This is a genomic window from Rhizobium sp. NLR8a (genome assembly GCF_019685235.1).
In the GTDB taxonomy this organism is placed as follows: domain Bacteria; phylum Pseudomonadota; class Alphaproteobacteria; order Rhizobiales; family Rhizobiaceae; genus Rhizobium.
The window spans coordinates 93301-113953 of the sequence record NZ_JABDWI010000003.1 but is presented as its reverse complement, the minus strand read 5'-3'; the positions used below and the strand labels follow the sequence as shown (position 1 = coordinate 113953).

General features: G+C 62.7%; 18 protein-coding genes and 3 pseudogenes. 15 read left to right on the top strand and 6 right to left on the bottom strand.

Annotated features, from left to right (window positions below; genetic code table 11):
• Positions 1-243: 243 nt before the first annotated feature.
• Positions 244-3255 (bottom strand): excinuclease ABC subunit UvrB, encoded by a 3012-nt coding sequence (gene uvrB, locus HJC04_RS06280; protein WP_221145337.1) that lies wholly within the window; start codon positions 3253-3255, stop codon positions 244-246.
• Positions 3256-3520: 265 nt separating this feature from the next.
• Here uvrB and HJC04_RS06275 point away from each other — a divergent pair, with 265 nt between their 5' ends.
• The 4 genes and pseudogenes from HJC04_RS06275 to HJC04_RS06260 all read left to right on the top strand — a co-directional run bounded on the left by HJC04_RS06275 (position 3521) and on the right by HJC04_RS06260 (position 5483).
• Complete coding sequence (locus HJC04_RS06275; protein WP_311044146.1) at positions 3521-3817, top strand: DUF982 domain-containing protein; 297 nt, start codon at positions 3521-3523, stop codon at positions 3815-3817.
• 147 nt (positions 3818-3964) lie between these two features.
• A pseudogene (locus tag HJC04_RS31615) lies at positions 3965-4353 on the top strand (hypothetical protein).
• A gap of 76 nt (positions 4354-4429) precedes the next feature.
• Positions 4430-4807 carry a hypothetical protein gene (locus tag HJC04_RS06265; RefSeq protein ID WP_221145333.1) on the top strand — a complete coding sequence of 126 codons (378 nt, stop codon included), beginning with the start codon at positions 4430-4432 and terminating at the stop codon, positions 4805-4807.
• A gap of 334 nt (positions 4808-5141) precedes the next feature.
• Positions 5142-5483 carry a lipoprotein gene (locus HJC04_RS06260; protein WP_210630922.1) on the top strand — a complete coding sequence of 114 codons (342 nt, stop codon included), beginning with the start codon at positions 5142-5144 and terminating at the stop codon, positions 5481-5483.
• Positions 5484-5633: 150 nt separating this feature from the next.
• On the opposite strand, the pseudogene HJC04_RS31610 reads toward HJC04_RS06260, so the two are convergent.
• Positions 5634-5824: pseudogene (locus HJC04_RS31610) on the bottom strand (DUF805 domain-containing protein); the annotation flags it as partial.
• Between the two features lie 56 nt (positions 5825-5880).
• Positions 5881-6651: an adenylate/guanylate cyclase domain-containing protein gene (locus HJC04_RS06255; protein WP_221145331.1), complete on the bottom strand. Its 771-nt coding sequence runs from the start codon at positions 6649-6651 to the stop codon at positions 5881-5883.
• A 261-nt stretch (positions 6652-6912) separates the two neighbouring features.
• Here HJC04_RS06255 and HJC04_RS06250 point away from each other — a divergent pair, with 261 nt between their 5' ends.
• The 5 genes and pseudogenes from HJC04_RS06250 to HJC04_RS06230 all read left to right on the top strand — a co-directional run bounded on the left by HJC04_RS06250 (position 6913) and on the right by HJC04_RS06230 (position 9709).
• Positions 6913-7701: a DUF899 domain-containing protein gene (locus HJC04_RS06250; protein WP_210630924.1), complete on the top strand. Its 789-nt coding sequence runs from the start codon at positions 6913-6915 to the stop codon at positions 7699-7701.
• A 126-nt stretch (positions 7702-7827) separates the two neighbouring features.
• Positions 7828-8196: a DUF4087 domain-containing protein gene (locus HJC04_RS06245; RefSeq protein WP_210630925.1), complete on the top strand. Its 369-nt coding sequence runs from the start codon at positions 7828-7830 to the stop codon at positions 8194-8196.
• A 131-nt stretch (positions 8197-8327) separates the two neighbouring features.
• Positions 8328-8889 (top strand): annotated as a pseudogene (locus HJC04_RS06240) (NuoB/complex I 20 kDa subunit family protein).
• A gap of 139 nt (positions 8890-9028) precedes the next feature.
• The gene (locus HJC04_RS06235; protein ID WP_210630926.1) at positions 9029-9406 is read left to right on the top strand and encodes a response regulator; all 378 of its coding nucleotides are present in this window, start codon (positions 9029-9031) and stop codon (positions 9404-9406) included.
• Between the two features lie 48 nt (positions 9407-9454).
• Positions 9455-9709: a hypothetical protein gene (locus HJC04_RS06230; protein WP_210630927.1), complete on the top strand. Its 255-nt coding sequence runs from the start codon at positions 9455-9457 to the stop codon at positions 9707-9709.
• A 30-nt stretch (positions 9710-9739) separates the two neighbouring features.
• On the opposite strand, the gene HJC04_RS06225 is transcribed toward HJC04_RS06230, so the two are convergent.
• A complete protein-coding gene (locus HJC04_RS06225; RefSeq protein ID WP_221145329.1) occupies positions 9740-10663 on the bottom strand; it encodes a LysR family transcriptional regulator in 924 nt (307 codons plus the stop codon).
• Positions 10664-10763: 100 nt separating this feature from the next.
• On the opposite strand from HJC04_RS06225, the gene HJC04_RS06220 reads away from it, so the two are divergent.
• From HJC04_RS06220 to HJC04_RS06205, 4 genes are all read left to right on the top strand, one after another.
• Positions 10764-11645, top strand: a complete 882-nt coding sequence (locus HJC04_RS06220) for an NmrA/HSCARG family protein (RefSeq protein ID WP_210630928.1) — start codon at positions 10764-10766, stop codon at positions 11643-11645.
• 151 nt (positions 11646-11796) lie between these two features.
• Positions 11797-12597, top strand: a complete 801-nt coding sequence (locus tag HJC04_RS06215; RefSeq protein ID WP_210630929.1) for a class I SAM-dependent methyltransferase — start codon at positions 11797-11799, stop codon at positions 12595-12597.
• 472 nt (positions 12598-13069) lie between these two features.
• On the top strand, positions 13070-14581 hold the full coding sequence (locus HJC04_RS06210; protein WP_221145327.1) for a DUF1800 family protein: 1512 nt from the start codon (positions 13070-13072) through the stop codon (positions 14579-14581).
• A 10-nt stretch (positions 14582-14591) separates the two neighbouring features.
• Positions 14592-15764 (top strand): DUF1501 domain-containing protein, encoded by a 1173-nt coding sequence (locus tag HJC04_RS06205; protein ID WP_210630931.1) that lies wholly within the window; start codon positions 14592-14594, stop codon positions 15762-15764.
• A 211-nt stretch (positions 15765-15975) separates the two neighbouring features.
• On the opposite strand, the gene HJC04_RS06200 is transcribed toward HJC04_RS06205, so the two are convergent.
• Positions 15976-16563 (bottom strand): hypothetical protein, encoded by a 588-nt coding sequence (locus tag HJC04_RS06200; RefSeq protein WP_210630932.1) that lies wholly within the window; start codon positions 16561-16563, stop codon positions 15976-15978.
• A gap of 18 nt (positions 16564-16581) precedes the next feature.
• Complete coding sequence (locus HJC04_RS06195; protein ID WP_064803309.1) at positions 16582-16968, bottom strand: acyl-CoA thioesterase; 387 nt, start codon at positions 16966-16968, stop codon at positions 16582-16584.
• Between the two features lie 273 nt (positions 16969-17241).
• On the opposite strand from HJC04_RS06195, the gene HJC04_RS06190 reads away from it, so the two are divergent.
• On the top strand, positions 17242-19062 hold the full coding sequence (locus HJC04_RS06190) for a methyl-accepting chemotaxis protein (protein WP_221145324.1): 1821 nt from the start codon (positions 17242-17244) through the stop codon (positions 19060-19062).
• 151 nt (positions 19063-19213) lie between these two features.
• Entirely contained in the window at positions 19214-20560 is a 1347-nt protein-coding gene (locus tag HJC04_RS06185) for an extensin family protein (RefSeq protein ID WP_221145322.1), read from the top strand.
• Positions 20561-20653: the final 93 nt, after the last annotated feature.

Here is a 20653-nt window from a genome sequence, read left to right as displayed (position 1 = left end):
TACTGCTCCTCCGTCATCCCAATAGTCTTGCATCAGAGAGATATTTCCTCGAGTAATGCGATACCCGAGCGCGTTATTTGGAGCGCCGGGGGAAAGTTCCCCGTTAAAAAAATTCGTCGCGATAAGGATGAGAATTTTTCCGTATCATTCCATTGCTGTAGGCCGATGCTCATTCAGGCAAGGCTTTGTTTTGCGGGCTCGAGACCGGCTCGGTACTTTACTGCACCAAAAGAGTCGGATTCATTACCGCCCTGGCCGCCCAGTCTTCCCCTTCGTGCGCCCCTTGCGCTTCTGCTCGCCTGGCTCCTCATAGCTCCCAGCGCCGACCCGGCCGCGCACTACCGGCCTGACACTGTCGTCGCGTTCCGGCTGACCTTCCGGCAACGGTGAAAACCGCTTCGTGCCCTTGGCGACGTCGGGCTTGTCAGGCACATGGCCGGTCACCGGTTTTTCCGTGCGGCCGACGGTCATTTCGTCGAGGGTGTTGCGGCGGAAGAGGCTCTTGCCATCGCCGGCGGGGGTGGCGACGTGGCGGCCCATTTCGGCGAGGTCGGGCTTGCGGAACAGCGGGGTGGCCGTGTCGGTGCCGGGGCCCATGTCGTCGAGCGTGGGTTTGGAGAAGTAGGAGGGTGTGGCCCCCTCATCCGCCCTGCCGGGCACCTTCTCCCCGGTGGGGAGAAGGGACTCGCGGTTGGCTTTTCCGTTCCTTTTGCCGCCTTCCTGGTTGCGGGCTTCTTCCCTCGCCATCGGGTCGTCCATCGCGGCGAGTTCCACGGCCTTGAGGCGTTTGATTTCGTCGCGGAGCCGGGCGGCTTTTTCGAAGTCGAGGTCGGCGGCGGCGTCGCGCATGCTCTTTTCGAGCGCGTTGAGATGGGCCTGGAGGTTGTTGCCGACGAGGTTGCCGCCGTCGGCGAAGCCCTTGCCCGAGACGCCCGAGATGTCGGCGCGGACATGGTCGCGTTCGTAGACGCTGTCGAGGATGTCGGAGATCTTCGCCTTGACCGATTCCGGCGTGATGCCGTTTTCGAGGTTATAGGCCATCTGCTTTTCGCGGCGGCGGGCGGTTTCATCCATGGCGCGCTGCATGGAGCCGGTGACGTTGTCGGCATAGAGGATGACCTTGCCGTCGACGTTACGCGCCGCACGACCAATGGTCTGAATCAGCGAGGTCTCGGAGCGCAGGAAGCCTTCCTTGTCGGCGTCGAGGATGGCGACGAAGCCGCATTCGGGGATGTCGAGGCCTTCGCGCAAAAGGTTGATGCCGACCAGCACGTCGAAAGCGCCGAGGCGGAGATCGCGGATGATCTCGATACGCTCCAGCGTGTCGATGTCGGAGTGCATGTAGCGCACGCGCACGCCCTGCTCGTGCAGATATTCGGTCAGGTCCTCGGCCATCCGCTTGGTCAGCACGGTGCAGAGCGTGCGGTAGCCCTTGGCCGCGGTCTCGCGAATTTCGCCGAGCACGTCGTCGACCTGGGTGCGCGCCGAGCGGACCTCGACCGGCGGATCGATCAGGCCTGTGGGGCGGATGACCTGTTCGGCGAAGACGCCGCCGGACTGTTCCATCTCCCAGGCGCCGGGGGTGGCCGAAACGGCGATCGTGTCGGGGCGCATGGCGTCCCATTCCTCGAAGCGCAGCGGCCGGTTGTCCATGCAGGAAGGCAGGCGGAAGCCGTATTCGGCCAGCGTCGCCTTGCGGCGGAAGTCGCCGCGATACATGCCGCCGATCTGCGGCACGGTGACATGGCTTTCGTCGATGAAGACGATGGCATTGTCGGGGATGTATTCGAACAGCGTCGGCGGTGGATCGCCGGGATCGCGACCGGTGAGGTAGCGCGAATAGTTCTCGATGCCCTGGCAGGAGCCGGTGGCTTCCAGCATCTCGATATCGTAGCGGGTGCGCTGCTCCAGGCGCTGGGCCTCCAGCAGGCGGCCGGCCTTTTCAAGCTCGGCGAGGCGCAGCCGCAGTTCCTCCTTTATCGCCTTGATGGCGCCGTTCAGCGTCGGGCGCGGCGTGACATAGTGCGAATTGGCGTAGATCTTCACCGATTTCAGGTCGCCGGTCTTCTGGCCGGTCAGCGGGTCGAACTCGGTGATGGCGTCGATCTCGTCGCCGAACATGCTTATGCGCCAGGCCGCGTCTTCCAAGTGGGCGGGGAAGATCTCAATGGTGTCACCGCGCACGCGAAAACTGCCGCGGGTGAAATCCATGTCGCGACGCTTGTATTGCTGGGCGACGAGATCGGCCAGCAGCTGGCGCTGGTCCAGCCGATCGCCGACATTCATCTGGAAGGTCATCGCGGTATAGGTCTCGACCGAACCAATACCATAAATGCAGGAGACCGAGGCGACAATGATGCAGTCGTCGCGTTCGAGCAGCGAGCGCGTCGCCGAGTGGCGCATGCGATCGATCTGCTCGTTGATCGAGCTTTCCTTCTCGATATAGGTGTCGGAGCGCGGCACATAGGCTTCCGGCTGGTAATAATCGTAGTAGGAAACGAAATATTCCACCGCATTGTCGGGGAAGAAGTTCTTGAACTCGGAATAGAGCTGGGCGGCCAGCGTCTTGTTCGGCGCCAGGATGACAGCCGGGCGCTGTGTCTCCTCGATCACCTTGGCCATGGTGAAGGTCTTGCCCGAGCCGGTGACGCCGAGCAGCACCTGGCTACGCTCGCCGCTCTGCAGGCCTTCGACGAGATCGCGGATTGCCGTCGGCTGGTCGCCGGCCGGCCTGTATTCGGAGTCCATGCGGATGGTGATGCCGCCCTCGGATTTGTCCGGGCGGGCAGGGCGGTGCGGCGTCCAGATCTTGCCGTTCTTGTGCAGCGGATTGCCGCTCTCGATCAGCTTAGACAGCGCCTCGACAGTGGCGGTGACGCCGCCAGGCGAGATGCTGCCGGCATCCTCGAGCGAAATGTCGAGACCCGCCACCGGGTTCAGGCCGGCGGCGGCGCGGGTCTTCGGATCGGAGGAACCACCGATCGAGACGCCGCGCGCAGTCTTGCTCACCGTCGCGTTCTTGTTGACGCTGACGGCTTCCGAATGCTTGCGCGCCTCATTCTCCACCTTCTTGCGGTGCTTGCCGGCTTTCGAGGCGATTTCGCGCTGGCTTTCGACGCCGGACGCTTCGGCGTCCGCCTCCAGCTGTTTCACCCAATCGGCGACGGAGCCGGAGAGAGGGGCTCCCTCGAAGGACGACTGCGGGGCTTCCTCGAAGCCATTCGGGGCGGGGGATTTCTTCGGAGATTTGGCCATGGCGCGAATATGGAGAGAGTCAGCGCGAAAGGGAAGAGGCAAAGAGTACAAAAGGGAAACGAATGAATCGTTCGGATTGGCTCAACAATCCCCCGGCTTGTGGCTGACCGCGGGAGCACCCGCCTCGTCCTTCGAGGCCCCGGAGGGGCGCCGTAGGATGGGCTCTCTTGGGCGGGGCACCGTTGCCATCCTCTCGCCCGCACTGGAACCGGTATCGGCCCTCGGCAGTTAGTTCCCTGTCAATTCAGCTGCAGGTGCGACTGCCATTAGCGACCATTCCGCCTTCTGGAAAAAACCGATCTCGATCGAACTTGATACCGGCGAACGGCTGGTTCTCCGCTCACCGCAGGATGCGCTTTACGCACTCGTCTCCGACTGGCCCGTCAATGGCGGCGTCCATCAGCAGAGGGCGATCGATTTCTGCCGCGCCTGGCTTGCCGGCCGCATGCCGGCGGAAACGGTGCGGCAGGCTTTTATCCTTGCGGCGCTGGAGGCTGGCGTGGCGATCAATGATGACGATGGGAATGGGACCACGAGTTCCGTTTCAAACCCACCTGTATAAATAGAGCGACGCAATCAAATTTACACGGTGCGCGATCAACGCGCAGCGTCAAATACTGTTTTTTTGTGTATTGCAAATATTATTCCCGCGATGTTTGTAGGAATACGCAGGGTTTATCACGATCCGATTCTTTGGAGATTCACCTGAATGAGAATAAAAGTCCTTGCTTGCGCTGCCCTGCTGATGTTGGCCGGCTGCAACGCCCCCGTATCGCAATCCGTTGCGGATTCCCAACGTGCTCCCTCCAGTGACGTCCGGCAGAACTTCATCAATATTGTATTCAAGAGGAGTTATAGACACGAAGCGGGCGAAGTGGTTTGGGCGCGGATTTCCAGTGTGGTGCTGCTTTAGCCCGAGAAAAAGATCTATGCCTACTGTGTGCGGGTCGTGCCCAAGCGCAGCTGGGGCGACTGGGCCTACCTCGGCGTCTCCTTCACGGATGGCCAAATCCTCAGCGCAACTGCGAATGACTATCGTTGCAAGGATAAGCGGCTTCACTACTACCGTTTCCTGAGCTGACCGGCATGAAGACCTGACAGAGGGCAAAGGGCTTCGGACGGGTCATTGCCGTCTGCAGCCATGACCCCATCAACTTTGATACAGAGAATTCAAATGAAAATGAGAATACTTGCGAGCGCGGCTCTGCTGGCGCTGACCGGCTGCCAAACCGCTCTGCCTCAATCCGTTGCGGACTCGCAGCGTCCACCCTCCAGTGCCGTTCGACACGAGAATGTTGACGCTCTCCGCGGCGTCATAGAACCGGGAAACTTTCTGCGGGCTGAGATTTCCAGCATCGTTCCGCTAAAACCTCAAGAGCAGACCTACGCCTACTGTACGCGGACCACGGAGCGTAGCAATCCAGACTGGTCTTACATCGGGTTTACTTTAAAACATAACATGATCGTGGGCGTGAAAAAAAACGAACTTCGTTGCCACGATAGGCGGCTGCGGTACTATGATTTTCCGGAACTGCGGAAAATGAAGTACTGAGGAGGAGCCGGGGCATCTGCCAGCCTCGCCGGTCCCCTCCGGAATCCTCGGAACCAGAGATCCCTTACGCCAGCGCCCATCGAGGAAGGTCGTCGAACGTGTCGAACCCATCGAATGGTCGAGGGGCGGGTAGGAGATGAGCTCCAGGCGCGAGCCGCACGCTAACGGCCGTGCGGCGGCGGCCGTCCCTTTTCAACGCACAGGGCGCGCGGCAGCCCATCGTGCGGCAACTGAATGCATGCCTGACAAATAAAAGTTCTGTGGTTGAAGGGGGTGTCCCCTCCCGCGATGCGCGCAGCAATGTTACAGCTGATGCGGGAATTGGGGATTCTTCATGAGAAAAATTTTCATTGCATTCGCGGCTGCCGCGGCGCTGGCCGGCTGCGCCAAGCGTCCTGACGCCATCGTTCAGGTCGATATTCCGATGGCGGCCTATACGAACCTCAGTTGCGGGGCGCTCGCCGCGGAATTGAGGAAAGAGAAGGCGAAGCTCGACGACCTGTCGAAGCAGCAGATCAGCGCGGCGAATGGCGATGCTTTCGGTGTCTTCCTCGTCGGCGTTCCGATCGGTAGTGTCGCTGGCGGAGACAAGGAAGGCGAAATTGCAGCATCCAAAGGCAAGGTCTCGGCTATACAGTCCGCCGGCATGAGCAAGGGCTGCAAGCTGCCCGGCTGATAGTGGTTCGTCAGGACCACTAAGAAGGCAGGCACCGGTTTACGGTCGGTGATACTTGGAAGCGGACTGCGCATCCCGCAATGCGCTCAGCGGAATAGGCCGTGCCACGAAGGCAACACCTAACCCGCGAGGGCCATCCTCACACCTTGCTCAAGCGAAGACGGCCTCCCTGGAAGCATCTGCTGTCGACGCCCTGCAGTACCATACGAGCGCGACAGCCGATCCAATGGGAACTAATAGTCCAAGAAGCTGCCACCACCCGCTTCGGTTGATGTGTCGTGAAGGCGTCGGGCGGCCATGGCGATCGACGGAAGAAACTTGACCGGCGACGAGATCCGGCTGCAGCTCCCATGTTGGCGGCGGGATGATGCTTTGAGAAGACCGCAATCGCCGTCGCTCAACGCTTGACCAGAACGCGTGCCTGCACGGGCTGCTCGATGCCCTTCAGCGCCAGCATGCGCGTTTCGGCGTCTGCCGCGAATTCGGGAGCCTTCGCGGCCGTTTCGGCCGAGATCAGGATCTCGCCGGCTGCCGCTTGGGATTCGAGCCTTGCGGCCTGGTTGACAACGCCGCCGATCGCAGTGAAATCGCTGCGGAAGCTCGAGAATTCGCCGATCTGGACCTCGCCGGAATGGATGCCGACGCCGACGCCCAAGGTGCGGCCGGACAGGGCGTTGAGTGCCAGCCCGCTCAACGCCGCGGCGCAGTTGCGCTGGATCTCCTGGGCGGCGCTGATCGCGGCGCTGGCGTGATCCTTGCGGATGATCGGGAAATTGAAGATCGCCATCAGGCCGTCGCCCATTTGCTTGTTGACGATGCCGTCATGCGCCCAGATCGCCTGGGCGCAGCGATCCTGGAACAGGCTGACGATTTCGCTCAAGCGCACTGCCTCTATACGCTCGGAAAGATCGGTAAAGCCCCTGATATCGGCAAACAGGATGGTGGCGTCGACGGTGATCTGGCGCTGCTTCTTCACATATTGGAAGGAGCGCTCGCAAATCGTGCAGATATCGGGATTCATCTTGCTGCGGGTAATGCCGAAGGCGCGAAAGGGAAGCGCGAGCGGGCCGCCGATCGGGATCGGCATATGCATCTGATCCCAGCAGCCCCGGCAGATCCTGGCGCTGCCATGCCGTGCCTGCTCCGTGAAGGTGGTTTCTGTCGTCATGTCACGTGATCCAATGGCCTTGGTGAAGCTTCCGTCAACATGTGGGTTTTGGCAACTGTTGTGTTGGTTGAGGAGGTATCGTCGGCCGCGGGCGGAGCCATTGCGTTGGCCTACGGACCAACTGCGTTGGCCGTGGGATAACAGACACAGTTGTTACTCCCACTGTTCGATGCCCGATGCGAAACTATCTGCGACCAATCGCGATGCACCGGCTCTCGGACAGGAGGCGCGGGAACTCGCCCCAAAGAGGAGATTGAAGCGATGACTGCAACAGTTCAGAATGGAAAGGGCGGACAGGCCATGCGGAGGCCGCCCGTCGTGTCGCAGGAGGACTGGGAGGCGGCTCACAGGCTGCTTCTCGTGAAGGAAAAGGCGCATACGCGTGCCCGTGACGCGCTTGCCGCCGAGCGGCGGCGCATGCCGTGGATGGCCGTCGAAAAGCAATATGCTTTCGAAGGACCGCGGGGCAGGATCAGCCTGCTTGACCTGTTCGAGGGCCGGCACCAGCTCATCGTCTACCGCGCCTTTTACGAGCCCGGCGTCTTCGGCTGGCCCGAGCATGCCTGCCGCGGCTGCTCGATGGTGGCCGATCAGGTCGCCCATGTCGCTCATCTCAACGCCCGCGACACGACGCTGGTCTTCGCCTCGCGCGCGCCGCAGGCCGACATAGAGCGCCTGAAGGAACGGATGGGCTGGACGGTGCCGTGGGTGACGATCACCGACGACTTCGACAAGGATTTCGGCGTCGACGAGTGGCACGGCACCAATGTCTTCTACCGTGACGGCGAGCGCATCTTCCGCACCTATTTCGTCAACAATCGCGGCGACGAGCAGATGGGCGGCACCTGGAATTATCTCGACATCACGCCGCTCGGGCGCCAGGAAGTCTGGGAGGATTCGCCTGCGGGCTATCCACAGACCCCGACCTACAAATGGTGGAACTGGCACGACAGTTACGTTGCCGACGCCGAGCCAGACAAGAAATGGGTTGAAGTGTCAGATGCCGGCGAGGCGGCGTTCAGGGAGGAAGCAGCAAAGGCGAAATCATAGGCCGGAGCCTCGAAGGGCAAGGGCGGGTGGATGACACCGATGGAGGTCGTCCCAGGCCAATTGGAAAACCCCAGTTGCCTTGCCGGGCACCGACCATGCAGAGTGGGAGGTGACTTGGAGGGGCCGATGACCAGATTGCATGCGCTTGTTCTAATGGTGCTTCTCGCGCCCGCCGCGGCGCATGCCGAACGCCGCTGCGGCTGGCTGGACAATCCCTCGATGGCCAAATGGTTGCTCATGGACGCCGGCGGCGGCTGGACCATCATGGACAATGGCAGCGGCTACAAGGCGGCCGAGGGAATGGACAAGATCCCCGACCTGACGGCCGGCGAATTTGTCTACACCTATGCCGCGCATGGTTATGCCTGCGCGTGCATGGATGTTGACACGGACGGTGAGGAGGGGATCACCCGTATTCACTCCGTGCGGCAATTGCCGCTCTCGCGATGCCGCAACGACGCCGCGATCCGCGGGTTCCTCGATAAGGATCAGTGATCCCGGCTGCCGGTGCCGGCGTCGGACTTCCGAAAAACATAGGAAGCAAATGTTCGCTATTGTACCGGGGCGGGTGCGGCAGAAACTTTGGCGTCTCCGCTTCGTTGGAGGTCGGCTCAGAGGAGAAGACGGTGCCGCCCTTTACGCAACCGCACCCGACTCCAGGCAATTTCCGGTTTCCCGGTGAACAGCGGCAGGGCGACCCGATGATGGGAAAGATCAATGCCGAGCTTGCCGACAAGGGTTTTCTCGTTACCAGCACCGACGAACTCATCACCTGGGCGCGCACCGGCTCACTGATGTGGATGACCTTCGGTCTTGCCTGCGGCGCCATCGAGATGATGCAGATGTCCATGCCGCGCTACGATATCGAGCGCTTCGGCGTCGCCCCGCGCGCAAGCCCAAGGCAGTCGGACCTGATGATCGTTGGCAGGTACGCTGTGAAACAAGATGGCGCCGGCGCTGAGCAAGGTTTATGACCAGATGCCGGAACCGCGCTATGTCATCTCCATGGGCTCCTGCGCCAATGGCGGCGGCTATTACCATTATTCCTACTCCGTCGTGCGCGGCTGCGACCGGGTGGTGCCGGTCGACATCTATGTTCCCGGCTGCCCGCCGACGGCCGAAGCGTTGCTCTACGGCATCCTGCTCCTGCAGCGGAAGATCCGGCGCAACGGCAGCACCGAGCGGTAGCTCGCGATGGCCTTACGGGATTGCTTACCATTTTCCGCACGCCCATCCTTCGCTGCGGAAACTTTCGAGCGGGAGTTGCGTTAGGACGGTGACCGGGGATGTATCCACCGGCGAGCCTGCCATGGGAGGAGGATGATCCATGAAAGTCATGATCGTTGAAGACGAGGGTTTTATTGCCCTGGAACTCGAACGTATCGCGCAGGATGCCGGGCACCAGACGGTCGGGCCGGTTTCGACCATTGAGCAGGCTCTCGCTTATGCTCCGAAAAGCGATCTCGCACTCGTCGATCTCAGTCTCGCCGACGGGGTCAGCGGCGCGCAGCTCGCACGCCGGCTGATCGACCGCTACGGCGTCGACGTTATCTTCGTGACCGGCAGTCCGGAAAGCGTCGGAAACGGCATTGAGGGCGCGCTCGATGTGATCGCCAAACCTTTCACCGACGAGAGGATCACCGGCGCACTGGCGAGGGCGCAGGCGTTGCGCAGAGACTACGAAGGCAGAAACGCTGTTTTCTGAGTGAGCAAAGTTGTATTCTTCCGTTACCATTATCACCGGGAGGCCAGGATGAAGCACGCGCTCTTTGTCGTTTTCTTCGCCCTTACCGCGTGCGCCAGCACCGCCGGCGGACCGCAGCCTCTTCCGGATAGTCTCACCTATGGCGGAAAACTAGTGCGTTCACCTTATCGTCCGGGAACGGTGGTCCAGCACACTTTTCTCGGCGCCTTCGGCTACCGCGTCTTCGAGACCTATGTCGTTCAGCCGGACGGAACGCTCAAGCTGACCTCGCAGACGACCGGGCCGGATTTCCTCTGGCGGTAAAACAGGCAGCATTTTCACCGAGGCCAGGGCTTATTGCGATATGATCGCCGGCGCATTCAATGCGCCATAGCCGACGTTGAGCCGATCGATTGCCAATTGGACGAATGCCTTGACCAGCGGCGACAGGTGCTGACTGCTGGGATAGACGACATGCAGGCCGTCGGCTGGGGTCGTGTAGCCGTCGAGGACGCGTTGCAAACGGCCGTCGGCAATACAGGCTGCGGCGGCGCCGTGCGGCAGTTGCGCGATGCCGTAGCCGGCGATCGCGGCGGCCATGACCGCCTGCATCTCGTTGGCGGCGAAGCGTCCCGATACCGCTACGGTTTCCCGAATGTCCGCGCCCTCCAGCACCCAGTGCGCATTGGCCGCCGACGGACCGGCGATGACGCAATCGTGGCTGGCGAGGTCCGCCGGCCGATCCGGTGCGCCGCAGCGCGCGAGATAGTCGGGGCTGGCACAGAGAATCCGGTAGGTCGAGCCGAGCTTGCGGGCGATCAGCGTCGAATCCTCCATAATGCCGGTGCGGAAGGCGAGGTCGATGCCGTTCTCGATGAGGTTGAGCCGGTCGTCGGACAGGTGCAACTCCACCCTGGTTTTCGGGTAAGTCGCCAGGAAATCGAACATGGTGGCGGAGAGGAAATGACCGCTGAAGCCGACGGGCGCGGAGATCCGGATCGTGCCGGCGGGCTCGGTCCGCGCCTCGGCCAGCCGAAGGTTCGCCTGCTCGAGGGTGCGAAGCGCCTCACTGCTCTCCTCGTAATAGAGGCGTCCCGCATCCGTCAGCCTGAGGCTGCGGGTGGTCCGCTGCAGGAGCCGTACACCGAACTCGCGCTCGAGCGCGGCGATACGACGGCTGACCGTCGTCTTTGGCATGGCAAGCAGGCGGGCGGCGGCGGTGAAGCTGCCGGCCTCGACCACGCGGGCGAAGACGACGATATCGTTGAGATCGAGCATTGTATTCACCAGTGGCACGATGTTTCTCATTCTTAGGCTATTATGGTTCAATGCGGCAAGCCTTACCTCTGGCTCATCGCCAACCACAAGGAGCAGAGACATGAGCAAGGAAAGAAGTGTACTGGTAACGGGCGCGACCGGACAGCAGGGCGGCGCGGTCGCACGCGCATTGCTGGCGCGGGGCCACCGCGTCAGGGCGATCTGCCGGAATCCGGAGAGCGACAGCGCCAGCCGCCTGGCCGCGGCGGGAGTCGAAGTCGTCGCCGGTGATCTCGACGATGCCGGGTCGGTGACGCAGGCTGCGAGCGGCGTGGATACGATGTTCCTGATGGGCAATAGCTACGAGGCGGGGACGGATGCGGAAACCCGCCAGGGCATCACCGCCGCGAATGCGGCGAAGGCTGCCGGTATCGGGCACTTGATTTATTCCTCCGTCGCTGACGCCGATAGAAAGACCGGCATTCCGCATTTCGACAGCAAGTTTCTGGTCGAGCAGCATATTGCCGGGCTCGGCGTTCCCTACACGATCAGCGCGCCCGTCGCCTTCATGGAAAACACCGTGGCGCCCTGGGCTCTCGACGGGCTGCGCCAGGGCGTCTACGCCGCGGCCCTGCCGTCCGGGCGCGTGCTGCAGCAGATCTGCCTTGCCGATATCGGCGCCTTCGTCGCGGCCTTGGCCGAACGGCGCGAACGGGTGTTCGGCAGGCGTTTCGACATCGCCGGCGACGAATTGTCCGGCGAGGAGCAGGTGAAGATCCTATCGGAAGTGCTCGGCCGCCCGATCGGCTATCAGGAATTGCCGATTGCCGCGATGCGGCAGCAGAGCGAGGATGCGGCGCGGATGTACGAATGGTTCGATCGCACCGGCTACGACGCCGACATCGCCTTCCTTCGCCGCGATTTTCCTGATGTCGGCTGGCACCGTTATGCCGATTGGGCACGCGGGTTTGATTGGAGCGTTCTGGATAAAGCTGGCGGCTGACGCGCTCCACGGCGGTTGACGGGTGGCAGATCCTCGGCGCAGGGCCGAGGATGCGGGAGAAGGAGGTCCGGCGGACCGACAGCGATTATCCGCTTGCGGCCGCCGATGGCGCGTTCATAATCAGCCATCGTCCTTGGGGGAGGAGGCTTTCATGCCGTCGAGTTTTCATGTCGAAAGTGCGGATGGGTACGAGCGGCTGATGGGCCGCTGGAGCCGGAAGCTGGCGCCGATGCTCATCGATTTTGCCGGGCTGGCGGATGGCGATCGCGTGCTCGACGTCGGCTGCGGCACCGGCAGCCTGGCGTTTACGCTTGCGCAAACGCCAGGCCTGCGGGAGATCGCCGCCATCGATTATTCTCCTGTCTTCGTCGAGGCGGCGAAACGGGCCAATACCGATCCACGCATATCGATCCAACAGGCGGATGCCTGCTCCTTGCCTTTCGAGGACGGCTGTTTCGACAGGGCGATGTCGCTGCTGATGCTGCATTTCGTGCCGGAGGCCGGCAAGGCGGTGGCCGAGATGGCCCGCGTCGTCCGCCCCGGCGGTGTGGTCGCCGCCGCCGTCTGGGACCATTACGGCGGTATGTCGAATATGCGAATGCTGTGGGATACGGCCGTCATGCTCGACGAGGACGCGCTGCCGCTGCGCCGCCGATATTGTTTCCAGCCGATGATGCGGCCGGGGGAAATGAAACAGACCTTCATCGCGCAAGGCCTTTCCGATGTCGAAGAAACCTCGCTCCTGGTGCGGATGGATTATCTTTCCTTCGACGATTATTGGCAGCCGATCGCGGCCGGCGAAGGGCCGCTCGGCAGGTACGTTGCGGGGCTCGAGCCGGACAAGAAAAAGGCCGTCGACGCCGCCATTCGGGCCGCCTATGAGGCCGGCGAGCCGGATGGGCCGCGATCGTTTGCTTCGGTGGCGTGGGCGTGCCGGGGCAGGGTGGCTTGAGACGGTCGGGCGGATGCGTCTGTTACGATGAAGAGGCGCAAGGGCATGCGCCAGCGCTCAAGAGCCTCATCCGCAGGTGCCTCGAAGGACGAGGCGGGTGTTGCGGCGGCGAAAAGTTGCAAAAAGCAAGGTTGAGGCGCGTGCTTCGAGTTCCGCCCTCGGGCCGCACACCTCAGCACGAGGAAAGCTGGAGGATGCCGCCAAAGGCCCGAGAGAGCCTCATCGTGAGGGGCGTTGGCGGGAGCCGCGTTCGAAAGTGCTCGCTGAATGAAATGCCAGAGCCGTCGGCGGGTTGAAACTGAAGCCGCCTACGGCAGTACATCGGAGCATCCTTCATTTTCCGCGCATGAAACCTGAGCGTTTTCAGTAGATTACAAATCGTCCATGTCGTGATATCGCCGCATTTCCTACAGATTCCCGTCGCAATCGGCTGTCAGCCTGCCACCATCAAGTGATCAGGAGGTGATCGGGCATGAGCCTCTCTTTCCCGACGATGGCGGCGATCCGTTTCGGTTATGGTTTCCGGCCGGGCGAGGTGGCGCCGCAAAGCAAGGACGAGCTGATCGGGCAATTGTCCAAAGGCGCGGCGGCAACGCCGGATTTTCCGCTCGGCGGCCCCGATATGCGTCACCGGGCGATCCTCAGCCTGCAGGCGCAGCTGAAGCAGATCCGCGAAGATGCCAAGACGGTCACCGACGATCCGACGCGGCGCGAGATGCGCAAGGCTGTGCAGCGCCAGGCGCAGCAACAATTCCAGCACGATGCAAACCTGCGGCTGATGCAGGCGGTGCTGTCGCCCTACGGCTTTTACGAGCGGCTTTCGACCTTCTGGACCGATCATTTCTCCACCAGCGCCAACAAGAGCCTGCCGATGCGCCTTATCGTGCCGCTCTACGAGGCCGAGGCAATCCGGCCGTTCATTTCGGGCAGGTTCGGCAATCTCCTGCGCAGCGCCACCGCTCATCCCGCCATGCTGATCTACCTCGACCAGGCGGATTCGCTCGGGCCGGATTCGGCGGGCGGCGTCAAGCGCAACAAGGGGCTGAACGAAAATCTCGGACGCGAACTCCTGGAACTGCACACGCTCGGGGCCGGCAGCGGCTATACCCAGGCGGATGTTACCGCCGCGGCCATGGTGCTGACGGGCCTCACCATCGACCGCAAGGAGATGGATATCGCCTTTCGGCCGACCATTTCGGAGCCCGGCACGCATGAGGTGCTCGGCGTCAGTTATGGCGGGCGCCGGCGCTCGCGCGAAGATTATCTCGACATGCTCGATGACCTCTCGGTCCATCCGAAGACGGCGGCGCATATCAGCCACAAGCTCGCGGTGCATTTCGTCTCCGACCAGCCAGACGAGGGGATGGTCTCTGACATGGCGGCGGCTTGGAGAAAGACAGATGGCGATCTCACCGCCGTCTACACCGCCATGCTCGACCATCCGGCCGCCTGGCAAAACGAGGGCGCCAAGGCGCGTCAGCCATTCGATTTTATCGTTGCCGGCCTGAGGGCGCTGAATGCGGGGCCGGTCAACGGCGTCGTCGGCAGCTTCCTGGCAGCCAATCAGCAGGGAACGGATGAGGGCGATATGGCTGCCAATACGCCCGGCATGGCGGGAGCGCCAGTGACGACGGACCCCGCCGGAGAGGCGAGGGACAAGCGGCTCAAGGCCTTTCGGGCGGCGCGGGCGTTGGGGCAGGGGGCGCTGAAGCGCATGGGCCAGCCGACCTGGCTGCCGCCGAGCCCTGCCGGTTTCGAGGAAGGCTTTTCCGCCTGGATCAGCGGCAGCCAGCTCGCCGAGCGCCTGGCCTGGGCAAGGCGGGCCGCGGCGCAGTTCGGCCGCGACGAGGATCCGCGCGAGTTCCTGAGATCGACGCTTGCCGATGCCGCCCGCGACGAGACGATCCGCGTGGTATCGCAGGCGCCGAACAAGGTCAGCGGTTTGACGCTGGTGCTGGCATCGCCGGAATTCAACCGCCGATAGGAGGCTCTCAATGAACCGGATTTTGCTTTCCCGCCGCGGCTTTCTGACATCGGCCTGCTGTATTGCCGCCGCCCCCCTCTTCACGCCGGTCACCTTTGCGGCGATGCCGGGCGATAATCGTTTCGTCACCATCGTCCTGCGCGGCGCAATGGACGGACTCGACCTGGTGCAGCCTTACGGCGATGCCGGCTTTGCTGCGCTCAGGCCGACCCTGGCGCTGACGCCGGACAGCGGACTTCTCGATCTTGATGGGCATTTCGGCCTCAATCCCGCCGCCGCCGACCTGATGCCGCTCTGGAAGAGCCGAGAACTCGCCTTCGTCCATGCGGTGTCGACGCCCTATCGCGACCAGCGCAGCCATTTCGACGGGCAGGACATGCTTGAGTCTGGCGGCGAACATGTCGCCGAGGAAAAGACTGGCTGGCTGAACCGGGCGCTCGCCGTCATCCCGCGGTCGGATGCGCGCAAGGCGATCGACGTCAACACGTCGACGGAACTGATCCTCTCCGGGCCGAACAATGTCGACGTCTGGGCGTCGGATTCCAATCTGGCGCCGGCGCGTGACGAGATGCAGTTCCTGGCGCGGCTTTATGCCGGTGATCCGCCCTTCGCCCAGGCGCTTGCTGAGGCGACGCGAGCCGACAGCGCGGCGATGATGGTCGAGCCGGACGGCGAGCGCGGCGAAAAGATCGGCGACGTCGCGGCGCTCGCGGCCAACATGCTGAAGGGCGACTACCGCATCGCCAGCTTCTCGATCACCGGCTGGGACACCCATATCGGCCAGGCCGGCCAGTTCAAGCGGCCGGCCGGGGATCTCGCCCAGGCGATCAACACGCTGAAGGTGACGCTGGGCTCGGAGATCTGGTCAAAGACGGTGGTACTCGCCATGACCGAATTCGGGCGTACCGTCCGACAGAACGGCTCCGCCGGCACCGACCACGGAACCGGCGGCTGCGCCGTACTTGCCGGCGGCGCGATCGACGGCGGCCGTATCCTCGGCCGCTGGCCCGGGCTCGGCGACGGGCTACTGCTCGACGACCGCGACCTGATGCCGACCGCCGACGTGCGCGAGGTGGCGGCGGCGATGCTTTACCGGCAGTTCGATGTCGGCGTGGATGATCTGACGGGGAAGATATTTCCCGGGCTGGGGTTTGATAGGGGGTCGCAGTTTTTGAAGGTGTGAGAGGTGGTTTCGCATAGCGGGATCGATCGGCCGGTGAACCAATTGCAGGGCCGGACGCTCTGAGGGAGGTGATGCGTCGGGCGGCCGCCTGCTCTTGCCTGTGCTTCGCCAAGGGAGCAAGCCGCTGCCCGGCCCTTCGCTTTAGGCTCAGGGCGTTCGTCGCTGCAATCGGTTCACTGGATCGATTGCTCGGGCCGCGCCCGATCGCTCCTCACCCCAACACATCGTAAAGTCTGAAGATGAAGCTCACCTGGTAGAGCAGGTTGGCGATGACGAAGATGGTGTGGAAGCGGCGGTTCGCGGTCCAGGCGGCGATGGCGCAGAGCAGGATGTAGACGATATTGCGGGCGGGATATTCCCAGCCGAGCGAGAGGATACGCTCCGGACCTTTGATCGCCGTATCGAGGATATCGACGGCGTAGATCAGGCCGAGGATGCCGAAGAACCATTTGCGCCGTGAAATGAAATATTCCTCGTAGCCGCCATATTCCTCGAGGCTCGCCGGGAAGAGCAGGGCGCAGAGCAGGAAGAACAGGCTGCAGAAGCAGACGAGGAAGAGATAGATGCCGAAGCCGATGGCGGGCACGGCCTGCAGGCGATATTCCCACCACCAGATATGGATGATGAAGAGGAACAGCGACAGCGCCCAACCGAGGTGAATTGGATAAACCTTCGCCTTGGCCGGATGCTGGACGATGCCGGCAACGCCAGTGAGCAGCCTTGCAAGCGAAAGGCTGATGACCATGCCCATCACCACCTTGATATGAAGGAAGACTTCCGGCGAGCTGACCGTTTCCATCGTGTCGATCCCGGCCTGTCACTCCTCGGGGACTTGCTTGGGCTTGCCCTCTTCGTCGAGCGCCACCATGATGAAGGTGGCGGCGGTGACCTTTTCCATCTTGGCATAACGCGAGCGGTGCGCCCACGCTTCGACGATCAGCGTAATCGATGTGCGCCCGACGCGGTCGATATCGGTATAGACCGACAGCGTATCGCCGATCTTGACCGGCAGTTCGAAGGCCATCTCCTTGACGGCGGCGGTGACGACGCGGCCCTTGGCGCGCTCGGCGGCACGAATACCGGAGGCAAGGTCCATCTGCGCCATGACCCAGCCGCCGAAAATATCGCCGGCCGGATTGGCATCGCCCGGCATGGCGAGCGTGCGCAGCGTCAGTTCGCCTCTCGGCTTGGCGGCATCGGTCATGGAAGGTTCCCTCAGGCTGGGTGTTACGATTCTGCAGCCACGTTAGGCGAACTCGTTGTGTCGACCAATCCCTTTCGGTGCCAGCGAAGGCGGCGGTGCAAATATCGCGACCGTCACCGAGCTGAAATCTCAATCGATTTCAGCTAGTTGAATTTTACAACCGACACTTCAGCTTGCGTTATTTAATTATCTTCTAATAAAACTTTACGCTCCAGTAATTGAGGTGGTTCACAATGAAAGCGGTCTCATATCCAAGAATCGCCGGGAACCCTCATGCGTAACGTCAAGATTTCCACCCGTCTTTACTGCCTCGTCGGCTTCACGCTTGCCGTGCTTGCGGCGACGATGGTCTTCTTTCTGAACTTTTCCTATTCCGAGCTGGAAGCGGAGCGGAAGGCGGGGCTGGAGAAGATGGAGGCCACGGCGCTCGGCATCTTCGACAAATATTACAAGATGGAACAGGCGGGCACGATGACCCGCGAGCAGGCGCAGGCGGCCGCCAAGGACGTGATCGGCGCCATGCGCTACGGCGCCGACGGCTATTTCTGGATCAACGACATGCGCCCCGCCATGGTGATGCACCCGATCAAACCGCAACTGAACGGCACCGATATCTCCCAGATGAAGGACCCGACCGGCAAGTTCCTGTTCGTCGAGTTCGTCAACAAGGTGAAGAAGGACGGCAAGGGCTTCGTTGATTATTACTGGCCGAAGCCGGGCGCCGATGAGCCGGTGCTGAAATATTCCTATGTCGCCGGTTTCGAACCCTGGGGCTGGATCGTCGGCACCGGCGTCTATGCCGATGACCTGGCGGCGCTCTATCGCCAAAATGCGATCTGGGCGGCAGTGCTCTGCCTGCTTGGTGCGGCCGCCACCATTGCGATCGCCTATGCCATCGTCCGCAGTGTAACGGCGCCGATTGCCCGGCTGAAGACGGCGATGAACGCGATTGCTGCCGAGGAAGCATCCGTCGAGATCGCCGGCAGCGAGTGCCGCGACGAGGTGGGACAAATGGCCAAAGTGCTGCTGGTGCTGCGTGACTCCGTCGACGAACGCAGGGCGCTACGCGGCCGCGAAGACGAGCGGCAGCGGCAGATCGAGGGCGAGCGCCGCGGCAACGAAGCGAGCCTGCGCTCGGCTTCCGAGCGGCAAAACCGCGCCATGCAGGCGCTCGGCGTCGGCCTGGAGAAGCTTGCAAGCGGCGACCTCACCGTTGCAATCGGCGACATCGGTGAGGACTACGCCAAGCTCAGGAATGATTTCAACGCGGCCGTCGATGCGCTGAACGGCGTCATTCACGCGATTTCCGAATCAAGCCGGGTAGTCAACGACAGCGCATCCGACATCAGTGAGGCGACCGGTAACCTGTCGAAGCGCACCGAGCAGCAGGCGGCCGCACTCGAAGAAACGGCGGCAGCGCTCGACGAAATCACCGCGACGGTCAAGACCGCGTCCGAGCGGGCGAACGAGGCGCGCGAGATGGTGGCCGAAACCAAGGCGAGCGCCGGCCGCTCCGGCGACATCGTCCGCAACGCCGTGACCGCGATGGGCCGGATCGAGGAATCCTCCAGCCGCATTAACCAGATCATCTCTGTCATCGACGAGATCGCCTTCCAGACGAATCTGCTGGCGCTGAACGCCGGCGTCGAGGCTGCGCGGGCCGGCGAGGCTGGCCGCGGCTTCGCTGTCGTCGCCCAGGAAGTGCGCGAACTTGCGCAGCGTTCCGCCAATGCGGCCAAGGAGATCAAGGAACTGATCAGCCGCTCGGCTGCGGAAGTCGAAGGCGGGGTTGCGCTGGTGCGCTCGACAGGTGACGCGCTGCTGGAGATCGAGGCACTGGTCAACCAGGTGAACGACCATGTCGCCTCGATCGCGACGGCGGCGCGCGAGCAGTCTACGGGCCTCAACGAGATCAACAGCTCCGTCAATCACATGGACCAGATGACGCAGCAGAACGCTGCGATGGTCGAGGAGACGACGGCGGCCAGCCGCACGCTCGCCGACGAAAGCACGCAGCTGAAGACGCTGCTTTCGAATTTCCGCCTGCGCGAGGCGGGGCGGCGGGCCGAGACCCGATACACTCGGGCAGCGTGAGAAACAGCAGAAATCAAAGGCCGGGCGACCGGCCTTTTTCATTTCCACCGCCTTCAGATTGTGCCGGTAAGTTTTCATTCACCGTTTTTAATTAAAATTGGACCGAGTTTTTTCGGTCACTCTGCGGCCGGCCCATGGAAGCGATAAGAGTATGGCGTTTGTTTCCTTTCCGCGGCGAGCCTTCCTGCCCGTTCTGCTCTCGGCGGCGCTGACCACCTGTTCGATCAGCGACGGGCTGGTGCCACCGGCCAATGTCGACAACGGCACCCGGGTCAGTTCGATTTCACCGTCTCGCGGTGCAGCGCGTATGGCGCCCGCCGTGCGTATGGCGCGGGCGGAGCGCCTTGCGCCTGCGGAAACTCAAGCCTCATATCCCGTTTCCGGCGGCCCTGTCGGCAGCAGCCAGGGCTCGGTCGATTATCTCGATACGCCGAACCTTGCCGGCACCGGGCACGCGGCGCAGGCGCCGCGGACGCTGACGGCGCCGGAATCCCAGAGCCGAAAGCTGCCGATGATCGACAGCGATGAGGCGCTGGCGGCAGGCCAGCCGAACGGCAACTGGGGCGGCACGCAGAACCTTGCTGTCCCGTCCGGCGGTGTCAACATGGACGAGGAGCTCGGGGCCGAACCGGTCGTCGGGCTGGCGCAGGAACAACAGCAGCAGATCGCCGAGGGCAACGCCAGCGAACCTGTCGTCGACGGCATCGGCACCGACAACCCGGCTCAGATCAATCAGCCAGTGCGCCGGCCGGCGCCGCGGGCAATGCCGCAGCCGGCAGCCCAGGCTGAGATGAGCCGAGCCCCCGCCTGGAATGACGGCAGTCCTGTCTTGGAACCGACCCGCGTTCCCGAAGAGGACGAGAGCGAAGAAGTTGCGATGCTCCGGCCGAACAACCCGATGATGAGCCAGCCCGCAGCGCCGGTCGACCCGAGCGTCATGCCGGCTTCCGAGCTCGCCTGCCGGCGCGAACTGAAGCGTATGGGTGTGCTTTTCGACGAGAAGCCGCCGATCTCGCAGGGACCAGCCTGCCAGGTGCCCTATCCGGTGTCGTTGAAGGGGCTTTCCGGCAATATCGGCGTGAAGCCGGCCGTGACGCTGAACTGCCAGGTGACGCTTGCCTTCGCCAAGTGGGTGAAGAACGAGCTGGCGCCGTCGGCCCGCTACCGCTACTGGAGCGGCATCAGGACGATCCAGCCGCTCGGCGGCTATTCCTGCCGCCGCATGAACAACAGCCGGCAGAGATATAATCCGATGTCGGAACACGCCCGCGGCAATGCCATCGACGTCGGCAAGTTCGTGCTGAAGAACGGCCACGCGATCGACGTGCGTAAGAAGGGCCTGTTCTCCTATCGCGAGGGCCGGCTCTTGAAGGCGGTGCGCAGCGACAGCTGCCGCTATTTCAATACGGTGCTCGGACCGGGCAGCAACCCGGAACACTGGAACCACTTCCATTTCGATCTGCGCTCCCGCAAGAGCGGCAAGGTCTATTGCGACTAGGCGAGGGCGCGGCTGCAGCCGCGGCAATTCGGCCCTGTCCCAAGAAAAGGGTTCATCCCGGCCGCCGGACGCGCTATGGACCGGCGAGGCGGA